The sequence below is a fragment of the Nitratireductor soli genome (genome assembly GCF_001050155.1).
GTDB lineage: Bacteria > Pseudomonadota > Alphaproteobacteria > Rhizobiales > Rhizobiaceae > Nitratireductor > Nitratireductor soli.
Genome location: NZ_LFVY01000013.1, coordinates 158,251 through 178,044, shown reverse-complemented (window position 1 = coordinate 178,044; position 19,794 = coordinate 158,251). Strand labels below are relative to the sequence as shown.

The following is a 19,794-nucleotide window of genomic DNA, read 5'->3' as shown; positions in this document are numbered from 1 at the left end:
GTTGAGAATCCGAATTGAACGACTGGTCGAGTTTAGGGTCAGGACCTATTAATCTTGCTGGATTGGTATGAGTCAATTTGCCTGGACAGAAGGCGCAAGCCTGCAGGAAACCATCCGGTTTTCAAAGGCTTGCAACGCTCTGTCCAGGCAAATTGGCCATATCCCGAAGGGACGGACGATGGACTTTGAACTGCCGCGTCGAGCCGCTTGGCCGGGCGCAAGCCCGTCCTGCGCGTCTCTCCTTGCATTTCCGTGTCCATCGTCCGCCAATCCAGCAAGATTAATAGGTCCTAACCCTAAAGCATCGTCAGGCAAAAGTGGAAACCGGCGTTCGCTCGAAATCAGTCTGCTGACAACAATGTCAGGAAGCGGCCGCGCTGCCCTGCAGCAGGCGCTGGGCGGCAGCCCTTGCCTCGTCGGTCACAGTCGCCCCGGCCAGCATGCGGGCGATTTCTTCCTGCCGCGCCCCGTCATCCATGACCGACACGCCGGTCGAAACCCGATCATTGCCGCCGCTCTTGGCGATCAGGTAATGCGTTCCGGCGCGCGCCGCCACCTGCGGCGCATGGGTGACGGACAACACCTGGATGCCCTCGGCAAGCCGCGCCAGGCGCTGGCCGATGGCGTCGGCCACGGCGCCGCCGACGCCCGTGTCGATCTCGTCGAAAACCAGTGTCGGCGCCGAACCGCGATCGGCCAGAACCACCTTCAGCGCCAGGAGGAAGCGCGACAGCTCGCCGCCCGAAGCAACCTTCATCATCGGTCCGGCGCGCGTGCCGGGATTGGTCCGCACCCAGAATTCGACGCGGTCGATGCCGTCTTCGCCGCGGTCGTCGGCCTCCGTGGCGATCTCGACGATGAAGGCTGCCCGCTCCAGCTTGAGCGCCGGCAGTTCGGCCATCACCGCCGCGCTCAACCCGTCGGCCGTCTGCCGCCGCATCGCCGACAGTTCCTCGGCGGCCGCGTCATAGGCCTTGATCGCCGCCGCCGCCTGCGCCTGCAGCACCGCCAGGCGTTCCTCGCCCGCGTCGAGCTCGTCGAGATCGCCCACCATGCGCGCGCAAAGGTCCGCCAGATCGTCCACCTGCACATTGTGCTTGCGGGCCGCCGCGCGCAGCGCGAACAGGCGTTCCTCCGCCTCCTCGAGGCGGCGCGGGTCGAACTCGGCGGCGCGGATCGCCTCGTCGACACCCGATTGCGCCGCGTCGAGCTGCAGAAGCGCCGCGTCGAGCGGCTCGATGATCACGTCGAGCAGGCCGGGCGCATCCTGCGCCTTGCGCTGCAGTCGGCGCAGAAGGCTTGAAAGCTGCGGCACGGCGGAGGATTGCCCCGACAGGATTTCCTGGGCGTCGGCAATGTCGGAAGCGATCTTCTCGGCGCGCATCATGCTGGCGCGCTCCTCGGCGAGCGCCGCCTCCTCGTCGGGGCGCGGATCGAGCTTGGAAAGTTCCTCGACCGAGGCGCGCAGGAAGTCGGCCTCGCGGGCCGCCGCTTCCACCCGCGCCTTGTGACGGACGAACTCCTGTTCGCTGTGCCGCCAGTCGCGCCAGGCAAGCCGCACACGCGCCACCGCCTCGCCATGCCCGCCGAAGGCGTCGAGCAGGTCGCGATGGATCGCCGCGTCGACCAGCGCGCGCTCGTCATGCTGGCCGTGTATTTCGACCAGCGTGCGGCCCACCTGCCGCATCAGTGCAACGCTCGACGGCTGGTCGTTGATGAACACGCGCGTCCGTCCGTCGGCACTCTGCACGCGGCGCAGGATGACATCGCCCTCATCGTCGATGGCGTTGTCGGCCAGCAGCGCACGAACGGGATGGACGGCAGGCAGGTCGAAAACGGCGATCACCTGCCCCTGCCCGGCGCCATGCCGCACGAGCGAGGCGTCACCGCGCCCGCCGAGCGCCAGGGACAGCGAATCGAGAAGAATGGACTTGCCGGCGCCGGTCTCGCCCGTCAGCACGGAGAGCCCGCTCGAAAAATCCATGTCGAGGCGTTCAATCAGGACGATATCGCGGATCGACAGGTGGGACAGCATGGATGATCGCTCTCAATAAGCGAGAGCGGGATGCGGGCGGAAAAACCGCTTCACACTTTTCCTCATCCCCTCTAGCCGCCCAGGATCGCCGATCCAGCTTTGGAAATCCAGGACCCGGCGTTCTCACGCGGCTCCAGTCCACCGGACTGCAGCAGCGCATAGGAATCCTTGTACCATTTGCTGTCGGGGAAATTGTGCCCAAGGACGGCAGCCGCCGTCTGCGCTTCCGAAACCAGCCCCAGCGCATAATACGCCTCGGTAAGGCGGGCCAGCGCCTCCTCGACATGCCGCGTGTTGGGGAATTCCTCGACCACGCCGCGGAAGCGGCGCACGGCGGCGATGTATTCGCGACGCTCGAGATAATAGCGGCCGATCTGCATTTCCTTGCCGGCAAGCTGGTCGCGGGCAACGCGTATCTTGGTCTTGGCGTCCTCGACATATTCCGAATCGGGCCAGCGCTGGACGACTTCCTCCATTGCCTCGACGGTCCGGCGCGCTTCGCGCTGATCCTGCGTCACATCGCGAATCTGCCGGTAATAGCTGAGACCGACGAGATACTGCGCATAAGCCGCCTCCTCCGAGGTCGGATAAAGCGAAACGTAGCGTTTGCCGCTGTTGATGGCTTCCTCGAACTTGGCCTGCCGGTAACTGGCGAACGTGTTCATCACCATCGCCTTGCGGGCGAACTCTGAATAAGGGTGCTGCCGGTCGATCGCCTCGAACTTGGCGCTCGCTTCCTTCAAGCGGCCGGAGTTGAGGTTCGCCAGACCCTGATTGTAGAGCACGTCGGCAGGATCGGTCTGCTCGACATAGGTCGACAGATCGAGATCCTTCTCCGCGTTGCAGGCGGACAGTGCGAGCGAGGCGCCAAGAGCGCAGACCGCCAACAAGGCGCGCCTGCCCGTCATGGTCATACCGGCCTTGATCATACCGGCATCGTAAGTTGAACGCATTTCGCCTCTCGCATCATGAAACCCGATGGTGGACCGCAGTCATAGAGCATATGACCGTCACGCGGCAACGCTATTGCCTGCCATTGCTGCAATTTTGTGGCGTTATGGTGTCGTGCGCCCAGCCGGTGGGTCCGATATACGGAGAGTCAGGGAATGTCAGGCGGTGAACGCCGGCAGACAGGGAACCGTCTTCAGATCATCCACGGCGCGTAGACGGGCGCGTTGACCGCCACCATCTCGGCACGACGCCCCTGCTCGCGGCGCGTCGTCTCAACGATCTCATAGGCCGAACGGTCCGTCAAAAGATGACGCAACGCCGCCGCATTCAACCGGTGCCCGCCGCGATAGGAGCGAAAGCAGCCGATGAAACGGGCGCCGGCCAGGGCGAGATCGCCGACCGCGTCGAGCATTTTATGCCGCACGAACTCGTCGGGATAGCGCAGGCCTTCCATGTTGATGACCTTGTGGTCTTCGCCGATGACGACCGAATTCTCCAGAGAAGACCCCAGCGCGTAGCCGGCGGCCCAAAGGCGCTCGACATCCTTGATGAAACCGAAGGTGCGCGCCCGGGCGACTTCCTGCCGGAAGCTCTCGGCGCTCAGATCGACCGACAGCGCCTGACGGCCGATGGCCGGCGTGTCGAAATCGATCTCCACCTCGAAGCGGGTGCCGTCATAGGGACGGAACTCCGCCCAGGAACTGCCATTGTCGATGCGAACCGGCTTGACGACGCGGATATAGCGGCGCTTCACCGGCAGCGTGGCGATGCCGGCCTGCTCGAACGCATCGACAAAACCTTCCGCGCTGCCATCGAGAACCGGCACTTCGCTGCCGTCGATCTCGATCGACACATTGTCGATGCCGACTGCCAGCAACGCAGCCATCAGATGTTCGACCGTCGCCACATGCTCGCCGCGTGCATCGCCCAGCGCAGTGCACAAATCGGTCTGGCCGACTTCGGATACCAGTGCGCGAATCACACGCCCGGTCCCCGCATCGTCGATACGCTGGAAAACGACGCCCGTATCGGCGTCAGCCGGCGAAAAATGGATGGAAACCGGCTTACCGCCGTGGACGCCGATACCCGAAAGGGAACAGCGCGATTTAAGTGTCGTCTGATACTCGAGCAAGATGGTCCCCGTCAGCTCGTCTTGTGCCTGCAGCGGAAGCGTCTTCCGCACGCAAACTTTCCAAGGTTTTAGGACGACACCCCCAAAATGCGTCCCACGCCCCGCCTTTATCCGTGACGGAAGATAATGTCGTGGGAGGCAGACTCCAAATCACGCTTTTTTACCTCATGTTACGCAATCAGGCTTTTGTAATTCTCTTATAAATATTTGTTTTGTTTACTCTTTCTTAAAGAAAAAGGGTGCGGCTCCGCCCCTTCTGCAACATGCTGTTAACAAGCGTTACCACTCGTGGTGCGATCCCAACAGATGGTCCCCATCTGTTGGGAAGAATCGCCCCACCAGATCAATAGCTTGTGGGCTGACTTATCGAAACGGATGGGAACCATCTGTTTCGGCCAGACCACTCGTGTCCTGCCCCGGCCAAACCGATAGGTTTGGACTGGGACAAGCAGGCCACTAAATTATTGAATCCAGGGCAACTTTGCTCCAATCGAAATGAATGCGAAGCTTTCATTTCGATTGGAGCGTTGCACTAGTTGGCCTGACGCCGCAGGAACGCGGGAATCTCCAGGTGATCGTCCTCCTGGACGCTGCGCGCCTGGGTGGTGAGTCGCCCGTGCTCGTCGAGCTGCCCCTGGCGCGGCGCATAGAGCTGCCCCTCGCTTTCAGGCGCCCGGCGCGGCTGCGGGCTCGCCTGGCGCAGCTTCGGCTCGCGCGGCTGTTCGGCATAATTGTGTTCGCCGTCACGCCGCGACAGGCCATGCGTCAGGCGCTTGATCAGCCCCATCGGTCCACGATCGTCCTGCTCTGGCTGCGGATGGGCGTTCGATTCGATCTCGGCCTTCACCACCGGTGGAAAATCCTCGACGCGCGGCATGCGCGGCGCGGTGGCCTGGGGCTGCGCTTCGCGCACAGGAGCCGGCTGCACCGGCTTCAGCACCTGGGCAGCGGGCTGCGCCGACGGCACGGCCGTTGGCGGGCTCGGGCGAAACAGCATGCTCTGCGGCTGGAAGCCTTCGTTGACGGCAGGCCGTGGCGCCTGCATCTGCGGGGTGGCGCGCTCCGCGTCGCGGATGGCCTCGGCAACGGGATCGGCCGCCATGGGCTGCGGACGGGCCTCGATCGCTGCCGGACGTGGCGTCTCGATCGGCCGCTGCGGCGTCAGCACCGGGCGCGTGGCGCTGGTGCTGCTGGCAATCTCGGCCGCTGCCTTGTCGATGCCTGTGGCAACAACCGACACGCGGATGACGCCTTCCAGTTCCTCGTCGAAGGTCGCGCCGAGAATGATGTTGGCGTCCGGATCGACTTCCTCGCGGATGCGGGTCGCCGCCTCGTCCACCTCGAACAGCGTCAGGTCGCGGCCGCCGGTGATCGAGATCAGCAGGCCACGCGCACCCTTCATCGAGCTCTCGTCGAGCAGCGGGTTGGCGATCGCCGCTTCGGCCGCCGCCATCGCCCGGCCTTCGCCGGAGGCTTCGCCCGTGCCCATCATCGCCTTGCCCATTTCGCGCATCACCGAGCGCACGTCGGCAAAGTCGAGATTGATCAGGCCTTCCTTGACCATCAGGTCGGTGATGCAGGCAACGCCCGAGTAAAGCACCTGGTCGGCCATGGCGAAGGCATCGGCGAAGGTCGTCTTGTCATTGGCGATGCGGAACAGGTTCTGGTTCGGAATGACGATCAGCGTGTCGACGCAGGCCTGCAATTCCTCGATGCCGGCATCGGCGGTCTTCATCCGCCGCTGGCCCTCGAAATGGAACGGCTTGGTGACGACGCCAACCGTCAGGATGCCTTTTTCGCGCGCCGCGCGGGCAACCACGGGTGCCGCACCCGTGCCCGTGCCGCCGCCCATGCCGGCGGTGACGAAGCACATATGCGTCGAGGTCAGGTGATCGACGATCTCGTCGATGCATTCCTCGGCAGCCGCGCGTCCCACTTCCGGCTGCGAACCGGCGCCGAGGCCCTCGGTCACCGCCGCCCCGAGCTGGATCAGCCGTTCCGCCTTCGACTGGGTCAGTGCCTGGGCATCCGTGTTCGCCACCACGAATTCGACACCGCGCAGGCCGGCATTGATCATGTTGTTGACGGCATTGCCGCCGCCGCCGCCGACACCGAAAACGGTGATCCTTGGCTTCAGCTCGGTAATGTCCGGCTTCTGCAGATTGATAGTCATTGTCCTCGTCCTTTCCGCCTTCGCCGCCGCCTCGCCGCTGCGGTCGTCATTTGGGGCGCATCCCCGCTAGAAGTTGCTTCTCAGCCATTGGCCGACACGTTGCAGCCGGCCACCAGTGCCGGTCGCGCGATTGAAAATGCCGCTCTTGCCGCCGCGGCCACGGTTTTCGAACTCCGCCACTTGCGGATAGATCAGCAGGCCGACACTGGCCGCGAAAGCCGCGCCCTTGGCGGCTTCCGGCAGGCCGGCGACGCCCAGCGGGCGACCCAGCCGAACATTGCGCCCGAACAGTCTGCGCGCGGCTTCCGGCAGCCCGACCAGCTGGCTGGCGCCGCCCGTCAGCACGACCCGCCGGCCGACAAGGCCGCCATAGCCCGACCTGTTCAACTTGTCGCGCGCGATCTCCAGCGTCTCCTCGATGCGGGCGCGGATGATCCGCGTCATCACCGCTCGCGGCACCTGGATCGGCTGCTCGTTCTGATCCGCCCCCATCGGGTGGATCGAAACGATGTCGCGGTCATCGCTCGACGACAACAGCGCCGAACCGTGCATGACCTTCAGCCGCTCCGCATCCTCGAGGCGCGTCGACAGGCCGCGCACCAGATCCATCGTCACATGACCGCCGCCAACCGGCAGCGCATCGGCAAAAACGAACTTGCCGTCGGCAAACACCGAAATCGTCGTCGTCCCGCCGCCCATGTCGATGCACGCCGCCCCCATCTGGGCCTCGTCGTCGACCAGCGCAGAAAGCCCGCTCGCATAGGGCGTCGCCACCATCCGCTCGACCGACAGGTGCGAGCGGTTGATGCACAGTTCGAGGTTACGCAGGGGCGCTGCATCCGCCGTCAGGATGTGCATCGCAACACTCAACTCGCCGCCCACCATGCCGCGCGGATCGCGAATGCCGCGCTGGGCGTCGAGACTGAAGCCCGTGGCCAGCGAATGCACCACTTCACGCTCCGTATCGAGGCTCTGCCGCGCGCCGGCCGCCAGCACGCGGTCGATGTCGGAACGGGTGACCTCGTGGCCGCCGAGATTGATCGAGGCGGAAATCGTCTCGCTTCTGAGACGTCCCGCCGACACGTTGACGATCAGCGATTCGACTGTCAGCCCCGCCATCCGCTCGGCGGCGTCGACCGCCAGCCGGATCGCTTCCTCGGCACGATCGAGATCGACGATCACGCCAGACTTCACGCCTTGCGATTGCTGGTGTCCGATACCGATGACCTTGACGCGGTGCGTGCGCTGCCGAAGCGCTCGTCCTTCCTCGCTCGGCATCAGCCTGGCGATGATACAACAAATCTTGCTGGACCCGACATCCAGCACCGTAATGATACCCGAACGGCGCGCGGCGCTGTCTTTCGTGTCTGATAACCAGTTCATATGCGCGCCCCGGATTTACGCTTCAAACCAAGCCGCTCGCGCATCGCCGCCTCGTGCGCTTCGGCATCGTCCGCCGACAGGCCGATCGTCAGCCGGTCGGGCAGGCGCATGTCGACGGATGCGATATCGCGCGACAGGAGGCCGTCCTTGCGGTCGAGCGCAGCCAGCGTCGCCAGCGTCAACGCTTCGTTTCGCTCCGGCAGCTTGATCGTCACGCCGTTCTTCAGGCGCATGTCCCAGCGCCGTTCGCCGACGCGAATATAGGCCCTGACCTGCTCGGCGAGGGCGGGATGGCGCCCGACAGCGGCGATGAAACCCGGCCCCGCATCGCGCGCGCCGATGCCGATCACCATGGGAAGCGCCGCATGGCGGCCGCCATCGAACGGCGCAATCACGCTGCCATCCTTTTCAATCAGGGAAAGCTGACTGCCCTGCTGCCAAATGGCGAAGGGCTTCTTCTCGGTAATCACCACTTCCAGCGTCGCCGGATACACCTTGCGCACCGCAGCGGTCTCGACCCAGGGAAGCCCGGCAATACGCGCCCGTGCATCTTCGGCATCGAAGCCCATCAGCGCGGTCCAGCCGTCCAGGCCGACCTCCTGCAGAATGTCGATCTCGGAGGTTTCCCGATTGCCCGACACATGCACCTGGGTGATGGCGAAACCGGTGCGCGCGGTCACATCCTGGACGACCTGCGGAAAATGCCCGCCGGCGATCGTTCCATACAGGCCCGCAGAGCCGAGCAAGAGCGCCGTCATCAACGTGGCGGCAAACCGCGGCGCTTCGACCTCACCGGCATCGACCCGCTGCATGAAACGCGCAGGACGGCGCAGCCAGCGCGGCAAGACGATGTCGCCGCCGGCCGAAGCGCCAGCGCCGATGCGTCTGCCCGCCAGCCGGGAATTCCCGTCCTGCCGTGATGTCAGCGAGAACACGAGGCGTCCTCCACGATCCAACTCAACAATTCACCGAAGCCATACCCCGCTTCAGCGGCGATTTCGGGCACCAGAGACGTCGGCGTCATGCCGGGCTGCGTGTTGACTTCCAGCCAAACCAGCTCGCCATCCGGGGATTTACGATCATCGAAACGAAAGTCGGACCGGGACACGCCCCGGCAGCCGATTGCCTTGTGTGCCTTGAGTGCCAGTGTCTCTATTTTTTGGTAAATATTTGGTGAAATTTTTGCCGGGCATTCGTGTTTTGATCCCCCGGGAACATATTTTGAATCATAATCGTAGAAGGCATGCCCCACCGGCAGGATCTCGGCGACGCCAAGCACCTTGTCGCCCATCACCGCGCAGGTGAATTCCCGCCCGGGAATGTAGCGCTCGACCATTACGCGCTCGCCGTAACGCCACTCGGACGAACTGACGATCTGCGGTGGATGCGACTGATCCTCCTTGACGATAACCACACCGAAGCTCGACCCTTCATTGACCGGCTTCACCACGTAAGGCGGCTCCATCGGGTGCGTCTTGACGATGTCGAAACGGTTCATCACGCGCGCCTCGGCGACAGGCAGGCCGGCAGCCTTGCCGACAACCTTGGCAAGCTCCTTGTCCATCGCCAGCGCCGACGCAAGAACGCCGGAATGCGTGTAGGGAATGGCGAGATATTCCAGAATGCCCTGGATCGTCCCGTCCTCGCCAAACGGCCCATGCAAGGCGTTGAAGGCGACATCCGGATTGAGCTCGGCCAGGACGCGCGCCGCATCGCGCCCGACATCGACGCGCGTGACCGCGTACCCCTCGATCTCGAGCGCATCGGCACAGGCGCTGCCGGAAGAAAGACTGACCGGCCGTTCGGAGGAAAATCCGCCCATCAGAACGGCGACGCGCTTTCTTTTCATGATCCGGCTACCCCCTTTTCCGGCCGCCCTGAAATCTGGGCAATAGGCTGCATTGGCCGAGCAAGACCTCCTTGCATGGGAATGCCCCCGACCGGAACGCCGCGACTCAAATCAGTGATTACTTATAACGCCAAAGAATCAGAGGTTTGATTCCGTGGCAAGGCCTTGAGATTCCGGAAGATTCAATTTTCTTCGATTTTTACGAATTGTGATTGGGAAGAGGCCCTTCGGGCGCGAATCCGCACCAGGCCGTCACAGCATCTGGCCGAGAAACGGGTCGATCTCGTGGCCGGCGCGGAACGTGCCGACGCGCTTGATTTCCCAATCCAGGCGAATGCCCGAATGCTCCAGAACGCGCGCCCGCACCGTCTCACCAAGGAATTCCAGATCGTAACCGGTCGCCGTGCCGGTGTTGATCATGAAATTGCAATGCATCGGCGACATCTGCGCCCCGCCGATCATCAGCCCGCGGCAGCCGGCCTTGTCGACCTCTTTCCAGGCCGAGGTGCCGGGCGGGTTCTTGAATGTCGAGCCGCCCGTCTTCTCGCGGATCGGCTGGACGGTCTCGCGATGATGCTGGACGGCGTCCATGTCCGCCTGGATCGTTGTCCGGTCCTCGGCATATCCCTGCATCAGCGCGGAGGTGAAGATCAGATCCTTGGGTGCGTCGGAATGCCGATAGGCATAGCCCATTTCAGCATTCGACAGCACGTGCAGTTCGCCCCGGCGGTCGAGCGCCCTGACCTCGACGACCCGCTCGCGCGTCTCGACGCCATTGGCCCCGGCATTCATGCGCAACGCGCCGCCGAGCCCGCCGGGAATGCCGTGGTAGAAATGGAAGCCGCCGATGCCCGCTTCCAGCGCCACCGCCGCCAGGCGCTTGTCGGGGATCGACGCACCGGCGCGGATCTGCGTTGGCGACACCGCTTCCGCCTGGCCGAACCCCTTGGCCGAAAGCCGCACGACGAAACCGCGAATGCCGCCGTCGCGCACCAGGAGGTTCGAGCCGATGCCGACCATGGACACCGGAATGTCCTCGGGGACGGCTCTCAGAAAGGCCGCCAGATCCTCCTCGTCGGCCGGCTGGAACAGGACGTCCGCCGGCCCGCCGGCGCGAAACCAGGTCACCTTGTCCATGCCGGCGTCCAGGGTCATGCGGCCGCGCAGACCGGCAAGCCGGTCGCCCAGGCGTTCGAGAAGGATCGCGCCGTTCATCCGCCCTTCTCCAGTTCGTCCGGCAGCGCATAGGCCCATTGGGTGATGTTGCCGGCGCCGAGGAAGACGACGAAGTCGCCCTCGCCCGCCCAGTTGCGGACGATCGGCGCAATCGCCTGTGGGCCATCGATGAAGCGCACGTCGCGATGACCCGATGCGCGAATGCGCGACACCAGGGTTTCCGATGAAATCCCGTCGATCGGCTCTTCGCCGGCCGCATAGACAGGCGCGACCAGCACCGTATCGGCCTCGTTGAAGCAGGCGGCGAAATCGTCGAACAGATCGCGCAGGCGCGAATACCGGTGGGGTTGGGCGATAGCGATGATGCGCCCCTTGCACGCCTCGCGGGCGGCCTGCAGCACCGCCTTGATCTCGACCGGATGGTGCCCGTAATCGTCGAACACGCTGGCGCCGTTCCAGCTTCCCGTCAGCGTGAAGCGCCGCTTGACGCCGCCGAACCCCGCCAGCCCGGCGCGGATCGCCTCGGCGCCGATTCCCAGTTCATGGGCCACGGCAATCGCCGCTGTCGCGTTGGAAACATTGTGCCGGCCGGGCATCGGCAGGCGCAGGCCCTCGAGCGTCTCCACCACGCCGGTCTTGCGGTCGCGCAAGGCGACGTCGAAGACGGAGGCAGCGCCGTCCATGCGATGGTTCATGAACCGCACATCGGCCTGCGGGTTCTCACCATAGGTGACCACGCGACGATCCTCGATACGGCCCACCAGCGCCTGCACCTCCGCATGGTCGATGCACATGGCGGCAAAGCCGTAGAACGGCACGTTCTCGACAAACTGCCGGAAGGCTTCGCGCAGCCGGTCGAAATCGCCGTAGTGGTCGAGATGCTCCGGGTCGATGTTGGTGATGACGGCGATCTCGGCCGGCAGTTTCAGAAAACTGCCGTCGCTCTCGTCGGCCTCCACCACCATCCAGTCGCCGGCCCCCATGCGCGCATTGGTGCCATAGGCGTTGATGATGCCGCCATTGATGACGGTCGGGTCGAAACCGCCTGCGTCGAACAGGGCCGCCACCATCGACGTGGTCGTCGTCTTGCCATGCGTGCCGCCGATGGCGACCGCCTGGCGGAAACGCATCAGTTCGGCCAGCATCTCGGCGCGCCGGACGATCGGCAGGTGCCGTTCGCGCGCCGCCACCAGCTCGGGATTGTTCTTCCTGATGGCGGTCGACACGACGATAACTTCCGCATCGCCGAGATTCTCGCCCGCATGGCCGATGAAAACGGAAATGCCCTTCTCGCGCAATCGGGTCACATTGGCGTTTTCCGCCTGATCGGAACCCTGCACCTGATAGCCGAGCGTGTGCAGTGCCTCGGCGATGCCGCTCATGCCGATGCCGCCGATGCCGACGAAGTGCACTGTACCGATCGTCTCCGGCATCTTCATGCGCGGTTTCCTTCCTTGAACGTTGCGATTGGCGTGCCCGACGCAATAGCCTCGGCGAGGTCGGCAAGCAACCGCGTCGCATCCCTCCGCCCGACGCTTTTTGCGCCGGCAGCCATCGCGGCAAGCCGCGCGCCATCGCTCAAAAGCGCGGTCAGCTCGGCGGCAAACGTTTCCGCGTCGATCTCGGCCTGCCGGCGCAGGAGCGCGCCGCCAGCATCCACCAGGATTCTGGCATTGTGTCCCTGATCGTCGTCAAGCGCATGTGGCAAAGGCACCAGCACTGCGGGCCGGCCAATCACCGACAGTTCCAGGACGGTCGAAGCGCCCGCCCGGCTGACGACGAGATGGGAGGTAGCCATGCGGGCCGGCAGATCGCCGAAGAACGGCGCCACCTCGGCCTTGACGCCAACCGCATGATAGCGCTCCCGCACCCGCGCCTCGTCCTCGGGGCGCGCCTGGTGCGTGACGGCGAGCCGCGCGCGCAGCAGCTCCGGCATCCGCGCCACCACCTCCGGCATCGTATCGGAGAAATAGCGCGCGCCCTGGCTGCCGCCGAAGACCAGCAGCCGGAACGGGCCGCCCTCGGCAGGCGCGTCATAGGGGGTGTCAGCCACGTCGAGCACCGCCTGGCGCACGGGATTGCCGACCTCGACGATCTTGTCGGCATGAATGCCGGCGGGTTTCAGGAAGCCGCCGGCGATGGCCTGCACGCGGCCGGCCAGCGCCTTGTTGGCGCGGCCCATCACCGCGTTCTGCTCGTGCACCAGCGCCGGCACGCCGCGCCGCGTCGCGGCGAACAGCGGCGGCAATGTCGGGTAGCCGCCAAAGCCGACCACGGCGGCGGGCTTCAACCTCTGCAGCACTTTCGAAGCCTGTTTCACGCCACGCCAGATGGTCCAGCCGCTCTTCAGCAGTGCCAGCGGGTTCTTCGACCCGAAGGTCGCCGCCTCGACGATGTGGATGTCCTCGGCGGGAAAGTTCTGCGCGAAGCGCGCCGCGCGTGCGTCGGTCGCCAGATGGACCGACCAGCCGCGCGCGCGCAACTCATGCGCCAGCGCCTCGGCAGGAAACAGATGGCCGCCGGTACCACCGGCGGCAAGAAGCATCACGCCCTTCGCCATGTCAGCCCGCAACCGCCTCGCGCCCGGCCGGCGGCGCGAATGCCACCGGCTGCCGCTTTTCGGGTTTGCGCCGCGTCAACGCCAGCACGAAACCCATGGCGATGGCCATAGCGAACAGCGAGGTACCGCCATAGGAGACAAACGGCAGTGTCATGCCCTTGGCTGGAAGCAAGCGGACATTCACCCCCATATTGATGATCGACTGGAAACCAAACAGGATCACGAGACCGCTAACCGCATAGCGCGTGAAATCGTCGTCCTCGCACCGCGCTTTCATCAATCCGCGCAGAACCACAAACGCGAACAAGCCGAGCAGGATGAGGCACAGGATGATGCCGAACTCCTCCCCCGCCACGGCGAACACGAAGTCTGAGTGACTGTCGGGAAGGATGCGCTTCACCGTGCCCTCGCCCGGGCCGCGCCCGAACCAGCCGCCACGGATGAGCGCCTCGATGCTCATATCCACTTGATAGGTATCGCCCTCGCCGGTCAGAAAGCGATCGATACGGGAAGCGACATGGGGAAAGGCTGTATAGGCCAGGAATGCGCCGCCGGCACCCAGCGTTCCCAGCACGGCAATCCACAGCCAAGGCATGCCGGCGATGAAAAACATCACCCCCCATGTGCCGAGAACCAACATTGTCTGGCCAAGATCCGGCTGGGCCACCAGAAGCGCGATGATAAGTCCGAGAAGCAGCATCGCAAAAAGGTTTCCGGGAATTTCCGGCTGCCGCGCATGCTCGTGAAAAAGCCAGGCACAGATCACCACAAAGGCGGGTTTCAGATATTCCGAAGGCTGAACGGAAACGCCGAGAATATGGAGCCAGCGCCGCGAGCCTTTCACTTCGATGCCGGCAAAGAGGGTCACCACCATCAGCACCAGCGACCCCGCCAGCATCAGGAGCGCCACACGCCGCACCTGACGCGCGTTGAGAAAGGACACTGCAATCATGATCGCCACTGCAGGCAGCATGAAGATGATCTGCCGCGTCACGAAATGGAAGCTCGGCAGGCCGATGCGCTCGGCGACCGCCGGGCTTGCGGCGAACGACAGCACCACCCCGAGCCCCATCAGCATCAGAAAGGCCGCCAGGAACCAGCGGTCGATGGTCCACCACCAGTTGGCGACAGGGCTTCGGTCGGTCCGGCTCACCATGTCACTTGCTCCCCATCATCTGTGTGCCGGCGAGCGAACGCACCGCCTCGCGGAAGGCTTCGCCGCGCACTTCAAAATTCCTGAACTGATCGAAACTCGCACAGGCCGGCGACAACAGAACCACGGCCTCCGGCGCGGGATCGCCCGCCGCATCGCGCGCCGCGTGATCGACGGCTGCCGCGATGGTACCCGAAATTTCGAATGGCGTCGCCTCTCCGATGGTCGCCGCGAAGGCGGGTGCGGCTTCACCCACAAGATATGCCTTGGCGATGCGCGGAAAGAGCGGTTTCAGCGCGTCGATCCCGCCATCCTTCGGCAAGCCGCCGGCGATCCAGTAGATGCGCTCGAAGCTCGACAGCGCCCGCTCGGCGGCATCGGCATTGGTCGCTTTCGAATCGTTGACGAACAGAACGCGCCCCTGGCGCGCCACCTGTTCCATGCGATGGGCAAGGCCAGGAAAGCTTGCCAGTCCGGCTTGGATGTCCGTGGGCGACAGCCCGCAGTCGAGGCAGGCGGCCAGGGCGGCGAGCGCATTCTGCGCATTGTGCGTGCCGCGCAACGATCCGATACCGTCGAGCGAGGCCAGCGCCTGTACCTTGCCGCCCTTCGCCCGCATCAGCATCGTGCCGTCGGCGAAGAAGCCTTCGTCAAGCGGCCCTTGCACCGAAATGCGCTGCAAGCGGCGACCGGCGCCCTCGAGCGCATCGGCGATCCGCCGGCAATCTGCGTCGTCCACGCCGACGATGGCCAGGCCGCTTTTCATCACCAGCCGTTCCTTGATGTCGGCGTAGTTGCGCATCGTGCCGTGCCGGTCGAGATGGTCGGGCGACAGGTTGAGCAGCAGCCCGACGCTCGGATCGAGGGTCGGTGCCAGGTCGATCTGGTATGACGAACACTCGATCACATAGTGCCGTCCCGTCTGCGGCGGATCGAGCGTCATCACGGCGCGGCCGATATTGCCGCCCATCTGCGTATCGCGCCCGGCCGATGCCAGGATATGGGCGATGAGCGCCGTCGTCGTCGATTTGCCGTTGGTGCCGGTGATGGCCACGAACGGTGCGCCGGGCGCGCACGCGCGCCTCTCGCGGGCGAACAGTTCGATGTCGCCGATCACCTCGACGCCGGCCGCCTGCGCCAGCTCGGCGCTCCAATGCGGGCGCGGATGGGTCAGCGGCACGCCCGGCGACAGGACGAAGCTGGAGACGTCCGACCAGTCGATCTCGCGCAGGTCGCGCGTGGCGATGCCTTCCGCCGCCGCGCGCGCCACACTCTGCGGATTGTCGTCGAAGGCGGTGACCGACGCGCCGCCGTCGACGAGCGCGCGTGCCGTGGCGATGCCGGAGCCGCCCAGGCCGAACAGGGCGACCACTTTTCCGTTGAACACCGAGGCCGGGATCATGCCTGTTCCCGCCCTAGCGCAGTTTTAGCGTTGAGAGCCCGATCAGGGCGAGCAGCACGGCGATGATCCAGAAGCGGATCACCACCTGGCTTTCCGTCCAGCCGAGCTTTTCGAAATGATGGTGGATCGGTGCCATCAGGAACACCCGCCTGCCGGTCATCTTGAAGAAAGCGACCTGGATGATGACGGAGAAGATCTCGACGACGAACAGGCCACCGATGATGGCCAGCACGATCTCATGCTTGGTGGCGACTGCGACGGAGCCGATCAGGCCGCCCAGCGCCAGTGACCCCGTGTCGCCCATGAAGATCGCCGCCGGCGGCGCGTTGAACCAGAGGAAGCCGAGCCCGGCGCCGATGACCGCGCCGAGAATGACGGCAAGCTCGCCCGTGCCCGGCACGAAATGGATCTGCAGATAGTTGGCGAAGATGGCGTTGCCCGAAAGATAGGCGATCACGCCGAAGGAGGCCGCCGCCACCATCACCGGAACGGTGGCCAGCCCGTCGAGCCCATCGGTCAGATTGACCGCATTGCCCGCGCCGACGATGACGAAGGCGGCGAACGGGATGAAGAAGATGCCGAGATTGATCAGCAGATCCTTGAAGAAGGGAAAAGTCAGCGACGAGGAGAACGGCGCCTGCCCGGCCCGCATGATGAACCAGGCGGCGATCCCGGCAATCAGGAACTCGGCCAGAAGGCGCAGTTTTCCGGAAAAGCCCAGATGCGACTGCTTGGTGACCTTCAGATAGTCGTCGTAAAAGCCGATCGCGCCGAAACCGACCGTCACCATCAGCACCACCCAGACATAGACGCTGGAGAGATTGGCCCACAGGGCGCAGGAGCCGAGTATGCCCGACAGGATCATCAGCCCGCCCATGGTCGGCGTGCCGGCCTTCTTGAAATGCGTCTGCGGCCCGTCGGCGCGGATCGGTTGTCCCTTGCCCTGGCGCACCCGCAGCGAGTTGATGATCATCGGCCCGAACAGGAAGACGATCAGCGCCGAGGTGATCAGCGCCGCCCCTGTGCGGAAGGTGATGTAGCGGAAAACGTTGAACACCGAGACTTCGTCGGCCAGTTCAGCGAGCATCATCAGCATGGTTCAGTCCCCCGTCGCCGCGCCCGGATAGGTGTTGAGAAAGGCATCGACGAGCCGGTTGAAGCCGATGCTCTTCGACGATTTGACCATCACTGCGTCGCCCGGCTTCACCGCGCCGACGACCAGGTCGCGCAGGTCGTCCATCCGCTCGCAATATGTGACCGGCAAGTCCTTCGGCAGGACATCGGCCAGCGCCTTCATCTCGCGGCCGGCCAGGAACACCAGGTCGGTATGGGCCTCGGCGACCAGGTCGGCCAGCCCCGCATGCAGCTTTTCCGAATGGCTGCCCAGTTCGGCCATGTCGCCCAGGACGGCAATCCGCCGTCCGCCCTCAGCCACGTCCGTCTTGCCGAGCAGATCGAAGGCCGCCGCCATCGACGCGGGATTGGCGTTATAGCTTTCGTCGATCAGCGTAAACGCGCCATCCTTCAGCCGCAGGCGGTGCCGCTGTCCCCGCCCCGCCTCGGCGCGAAACGAGCCCAGCGCCAGAGCCACCTTGCCGAGATCGGCGCCCGAAAGCTTCGCTGCGCCAAGCACGGCCAGCGCGTTCTGCACCATGTGCCGGCCCGGCGCGCCGAGCCGCGCCTCGATCTCCTCGCCGGCGATCCTGACGGTCATGGTCGAGGACACGGGTCCGAGCTCGGCATGCATCAGCCGCACCTCGGCGCGGGCATTCTCGCCAAAGCCCCAGACGTGCTTCACCCCGGCGTCCTCGGCAAGCTTCGCCAGCGTCTTCCAGCGCTTGTCGTCGCGGTTGATCAGCGCGTGACCACCCTTCACCACGCCTTCGAATATCTCACCCTTGGCGCGGGCGATTTCCTCGAGGGTCCTGAAGAAGCCCAGATGCGCCGCCGCCACCAGCGTGACGACCGCGATGTGCGGGCGCGCCATCTTCACCAGCGGGCGGATTTCGTCGGGATGGTTCATGCCGATCTCGATCACCGCGTAATCGCAATCGGCCGGCATGCGTGCCAGGGTCAGCGGCACGCCCCAATGATTGTTGAACGAGCGGTCCGCCGCATGCACCGCGCCGACCGCCGACAGCGCCTGCCGCATCATGTCCTTGGTCGATGTCTTGCCGACGGAACCGGTCACTGCGATGACCTTTGCCCTGGTCCTTGCCCGCGCCGCCCGGCCCAGATCCTCGAGCGCCTTCAAGACGTCCGGCACCACCAGCTTGGCCACGGCCAGCCGGCCGAGCGCCGGCAGCTTGCCTTCCGAGACGACCAGCACCGACGCGCCCGCCGCCATCGCCGCAGTGGCGAAGTCGTGCCCGTCGAACTGCTCGCCCTGGATGGCGAAGAATGCGTCGCCCGCTTCAAGCGAGCGGGTGTCGATCGAGATGCCTGAAATGCCGTTGGGCGCCTGTCCGAGCGGCCGCCCGCCGGTCGCCTGCACCAATTCCTCGAACGACCAGAGCGCGCTCATGCGCGGCGCTCCGCGAGCGCGGCACGCACTTCCTCATGGTCGGAAAAATGGTGCTTCTCGCCGGCGATTTCCTGGCCGGTTTCATGGCCCTTGCCGGCGACGATCAGCGTGTCGCCCTCGGCGAGCATCGCCACGGCAGAGCGGATCGCCGCGTGCCGGTCGCCGATTTCCATGGCGCCAGGTGCCGCCTCCATGATCGCCGAGCGGATCACGGCCGGTTCCTCAGAACGTGGATTGTCGTCGGTGACGATCACCACATCGGCAAGCCTTGTGGCGATCTCGCCCATGATCGGCCGCTTGCCGCGGTCACGGTCCCCGCCACAGCCGAACACGACGATGACGCGGCCGGTGGTGAAGGGCCGCACCGATTGCAGCACGTTCTCCAGCCCGTCGGGCTTGTGCGCATAGTCGACATAGACCTGCGCGCCGTTTTCCGCCGAGCCCACCAGTTCCAGCCGCCCGGAGGCGCCCTTCAGGTGTTCCAGCGCCGCGAATGCGGTGTCCGCCGGCGTTCCCGTGCTGATCGCCAGCCCCGCCGCCACCAGGGCGTTGGCAACCTGGAAATCACCCGCCAATGGCAGGTCGATCTCGAAGATCGTCCCGTCATGCTCCAGCTCGGCGCGCTGGCGGTGCCGCTCGTGCTCGACACGCTTCAGCGTCAGGAATCCCCCGTGCCGGCCCACCATGCGAACATCGAGCCCGGCGGCGCGCGCGGCCTTCTCGGTCGGCTGTGACCAGGGATCGTCGGCGAAGATGACCGCCGGCGCGCCCTTCGGCAGAAGCGTGTCGAACAGGCGCAGCTTGGCGCTGTGATAATCCTCCATCGTCGGATGGTAGTCCATGTGGTCGCGGCCGAGATTGGTGAACCCGCCGGCCGACAGGCGCACGCCGTCGAGGCGGCGCTGGTCGAGCCCATGGCTCGACGCCTCCATCGAGGCATGCGTGACACCCTCGCCCGCAAGCTCGTCGAGCAGGCGATGCAGCGCGATCGGATCGGGCGTCGTCAGTTCGCCGTAGTCGTCGCGGCCGGGGGCGACCACGCCGGTCGTGCCGATGCTGGCAGCGGGCAAGCCGGCATGCTCCCAGACCTGCCGCAGGAAGGAAGCGACCGAAGTCTTGCCGCTGGTGCCGGTGACGGCGACCATGGTTTCGGGCTGGCGTGGATAAAGGCGGGCGGCGGCGAAGGCGAGCGCCCGCCGCGCATCCTCGACTTCGAGCACCGGTGCGCCGGGATTGCTCTTCAGCGCCCCTTTGGGCGCGACCACGGCGACGGCGCCCCGGCTGACGGCGGCGGCGGCGAACGCCGCGCCATCGGCGCGTGTTCCCGCCAGGGCGAAAAACAGATGACCCCGCTCGACCCGTCGCGAATCCGATGAAATGCCGGAAATATCCGCCTCTTTGGGCAACGGCCCGCCTTGAGGCAGAATGTCTGCAAATTCACTGAACTTCATCAGAA

At 65.1% G+C, this 19,794-nt stretch carries 15 protein-coding genes; all 15 read right to left on the bottom strand.

The annotated features are described in order from the left end of the window. Positions 1-361: 361 nt before the first annotated feature. The 15 genes from recN to AB843_RS17315 all read right to left on the bottom strand — a co-directional run bounded on the left by recN (position 362) and on the right by AB843_RS17315 (position 19,789). Positions 362-2,035: a DNA repair protein RecN gene (gene recN, locus AB843_RS17385; protein WP_048648145.1), complete on the bottom strand. Its 1,674-nt coding sequence runs from the start codon at positions 2,033-2,035 to the stop codon at positions 362-364. Positions 2,036-2,106: 71 nt separating this feature from the next. Next, a complete protein-coding gene (locus AB843_RS17380) occupies positions 2,107-2,949 on the bottom strand; it encodes an outer membrane protein assembly factor BamD (RefSeq protein WP_244468016.1) in 843 nt (280 codons plus the stop codon). A 230-nt stretch (positions 2,950-3,179) separates the two neighbouring features. Beyond that, positions 3,180-4,118: a UDP-3-O-acyl-N-acetylglucosamine deacetylase gene (gene lpxC, locus AB843_RS17375; protein ID WP_048648182.1), complete on the bottom strand. Its 939-nt coding sequence runs from the start codon at positions 4,116-4,118 to the stop codon at positions 3,180-3,182. A 532-nt stretch (positions 4,119-4,650) separates the two neighbouring features. Continuing rightward, positions 4,651-6,291, bottom strand: coding sequence for a cell division protein FtsZ (gene ftsZ / locus AB843_RS17370; RefSeq protein ID WP_048648143.1), 1,641 nt, complete (start codon positions 6,289-6,291; stop codon positions 4,651-4,653). A gap of 66 nt (positions 6,292-6,357) precedes the next feature. After that, the gene (gene ftsA / locus AB843_RS17365; RefSeq protein ID WP_048648142.1) at positions 6,358-7,674 is read right to left on the bottom strand and encodes a cell division protein FtsA; all 1,317 of its coding nucleotides are present in this window, start codon (positions 7,672-7,674) and stop codon (positions 6,358-6,360) included. Further along, entirely contained in the window at positions 7,671-8,609 is a 939-nt protein-coding gene (locus tag AB843_RS17360; RefSeq protein ID WP_053086143.1) for a cell division protein FtsQ/DivIB, read from the bottom strand. The genes ftsA and AB843_RS17360 overlap by 4 nt, the downstream gene beginning before the upstream one ends. Then, the gene (locus tag AB843_RS17355; RefSeq protein WP_048648141.1) at positions 8,597-9,523 is read right to left on the bottom strand and encodes a D-alanine--D-alanine ligase; all 927 of its coding nucleotides are present in this window, start codon (positions 9,521-9,523) and stop codon (positions 8,597-8,599) included. Before AB843_RS17355 ends, AB843_RS17360 begins: the two co-directional genes overlap by 13 nt. Before the next feature lie 252 nt (positions 9,524-9,775). After that, positions 9,776-10,738 carry a UDP-N-acetylmuramate dehydrogenase gene (murB, locus tag AB843_RS17350; protein ID WP_048648140.1) on the bottom strand — a complete coding sequence of 321 codons (963 nt, stop codon included), beginning with the start codon at positions 10,736-10,738 and terminating at the stop codon, positions 9,776-9,778. Beyond that, the gene (murC, locus tag AB843_RS17345; protein WP_048648139.1) at positions 10,735-12,138 is read right to left on the bottom strand and encodes a UDP-N-acetylmuramate--L-alanine ligase; all 1,404 of its coding nucleotides are present in this window, start codon (positions 12,136-12,138) and stop codon (positions 10,735-10,737) included. The genes murB and murC overlap by 4 nt, the downstream gene beginning before the upstream one ends. Next, positions 12,135-13,259 (bottom strand): undecaprenyldiphospho-muramoylpentapeptide beta-N-acetylglucosaminyltransferase, encoded by a 1,125-nt coding sequence (gene murG / locus AB843_RS17340; RefSeq protein WP_048648138.1) that lies wholly within the window; start codon positions 13,257-13,259, stop codon positions 12,135-12,137. Before murG ends, murC begins: the two co-directional genes overlap by 4 nt. Position 13,260: 1 nt before the next feature. After that, entirely contained in the window at positions 13,261-14,415 is a 1,155-nt protein-coding gene (ftsW, locus tag AB843_RS17335) for a putative lipid II flippase FtsW (RefSeq protein WP_048648137.1), read from the bottom strand. Between the two features lies 1 nt (position 14,416). Beyond that, positions 14,417-15,814, bottom strand: coding sequence for a UDP-N-acetylmuramoyl-L-alanine--D-glutamate ligase (murD, locus tag AB843_RS17330; RefSeq protein WP_048648136.1), 1,398 nt, complete (start codon positions 15,812-15,814; stop codon positions 14,417-14,419). Positions 15,815-15,827: 13 nt separating this feature from the next. Then, positions 15,828-16,910 carry a phospho-N-acetylmuramoyl-pentapeptide-transferase gene (mraY, locus tag AB843_RS17325; protein ID WP_048648135.1) on the bottom strand — a complete coding sequence of 361 codons (1,083 nt, stop codon included), beginning with the start codon at positions 16,908-16,910 and terminating at the stop codon, positions 15,828-15,830. A 3-nt stretch (positions 16,911-16,913) separates the two neighbouring features. After that, the gene (locus AB843_RS17320) at positions 16,914-18,338 is read right to left on the bottom strand and encodes a UDP-N-acetylmuramoylalanyl-D-glutamyl-2,6-diaminopimelate--D-alanyl-D-alanine ligase (RefSeq protein ID WP_048648134.1); all 1,425 of its coding nucleotides are present in this window, start codon (positions 18,336-18,338) and stop codon (positions 16,914-16,916) included. Further along, the gene (locus AB843_RS17315; protein ID WP_048648133.1) at positions 18,335-19,789 is read right to left on the bottom strand and encodes a UDP-N-acetylmuramoyl-L-alanyl-D-glutamate--2,6-diaminopimelate ligase; all 1,455 of its coding nucleotides are present in this window, start codon (positions 19,787-19,789) and stop codon (positions 18,335-18,337) included. The genes AB843_RS17320 and AB843_RS17315 overlap by 4 nt, the downstream gene beginning before the upstream one ends. Between the last annotated feature and the right edge of the window lie 5 nt (positions 19,790-19,794).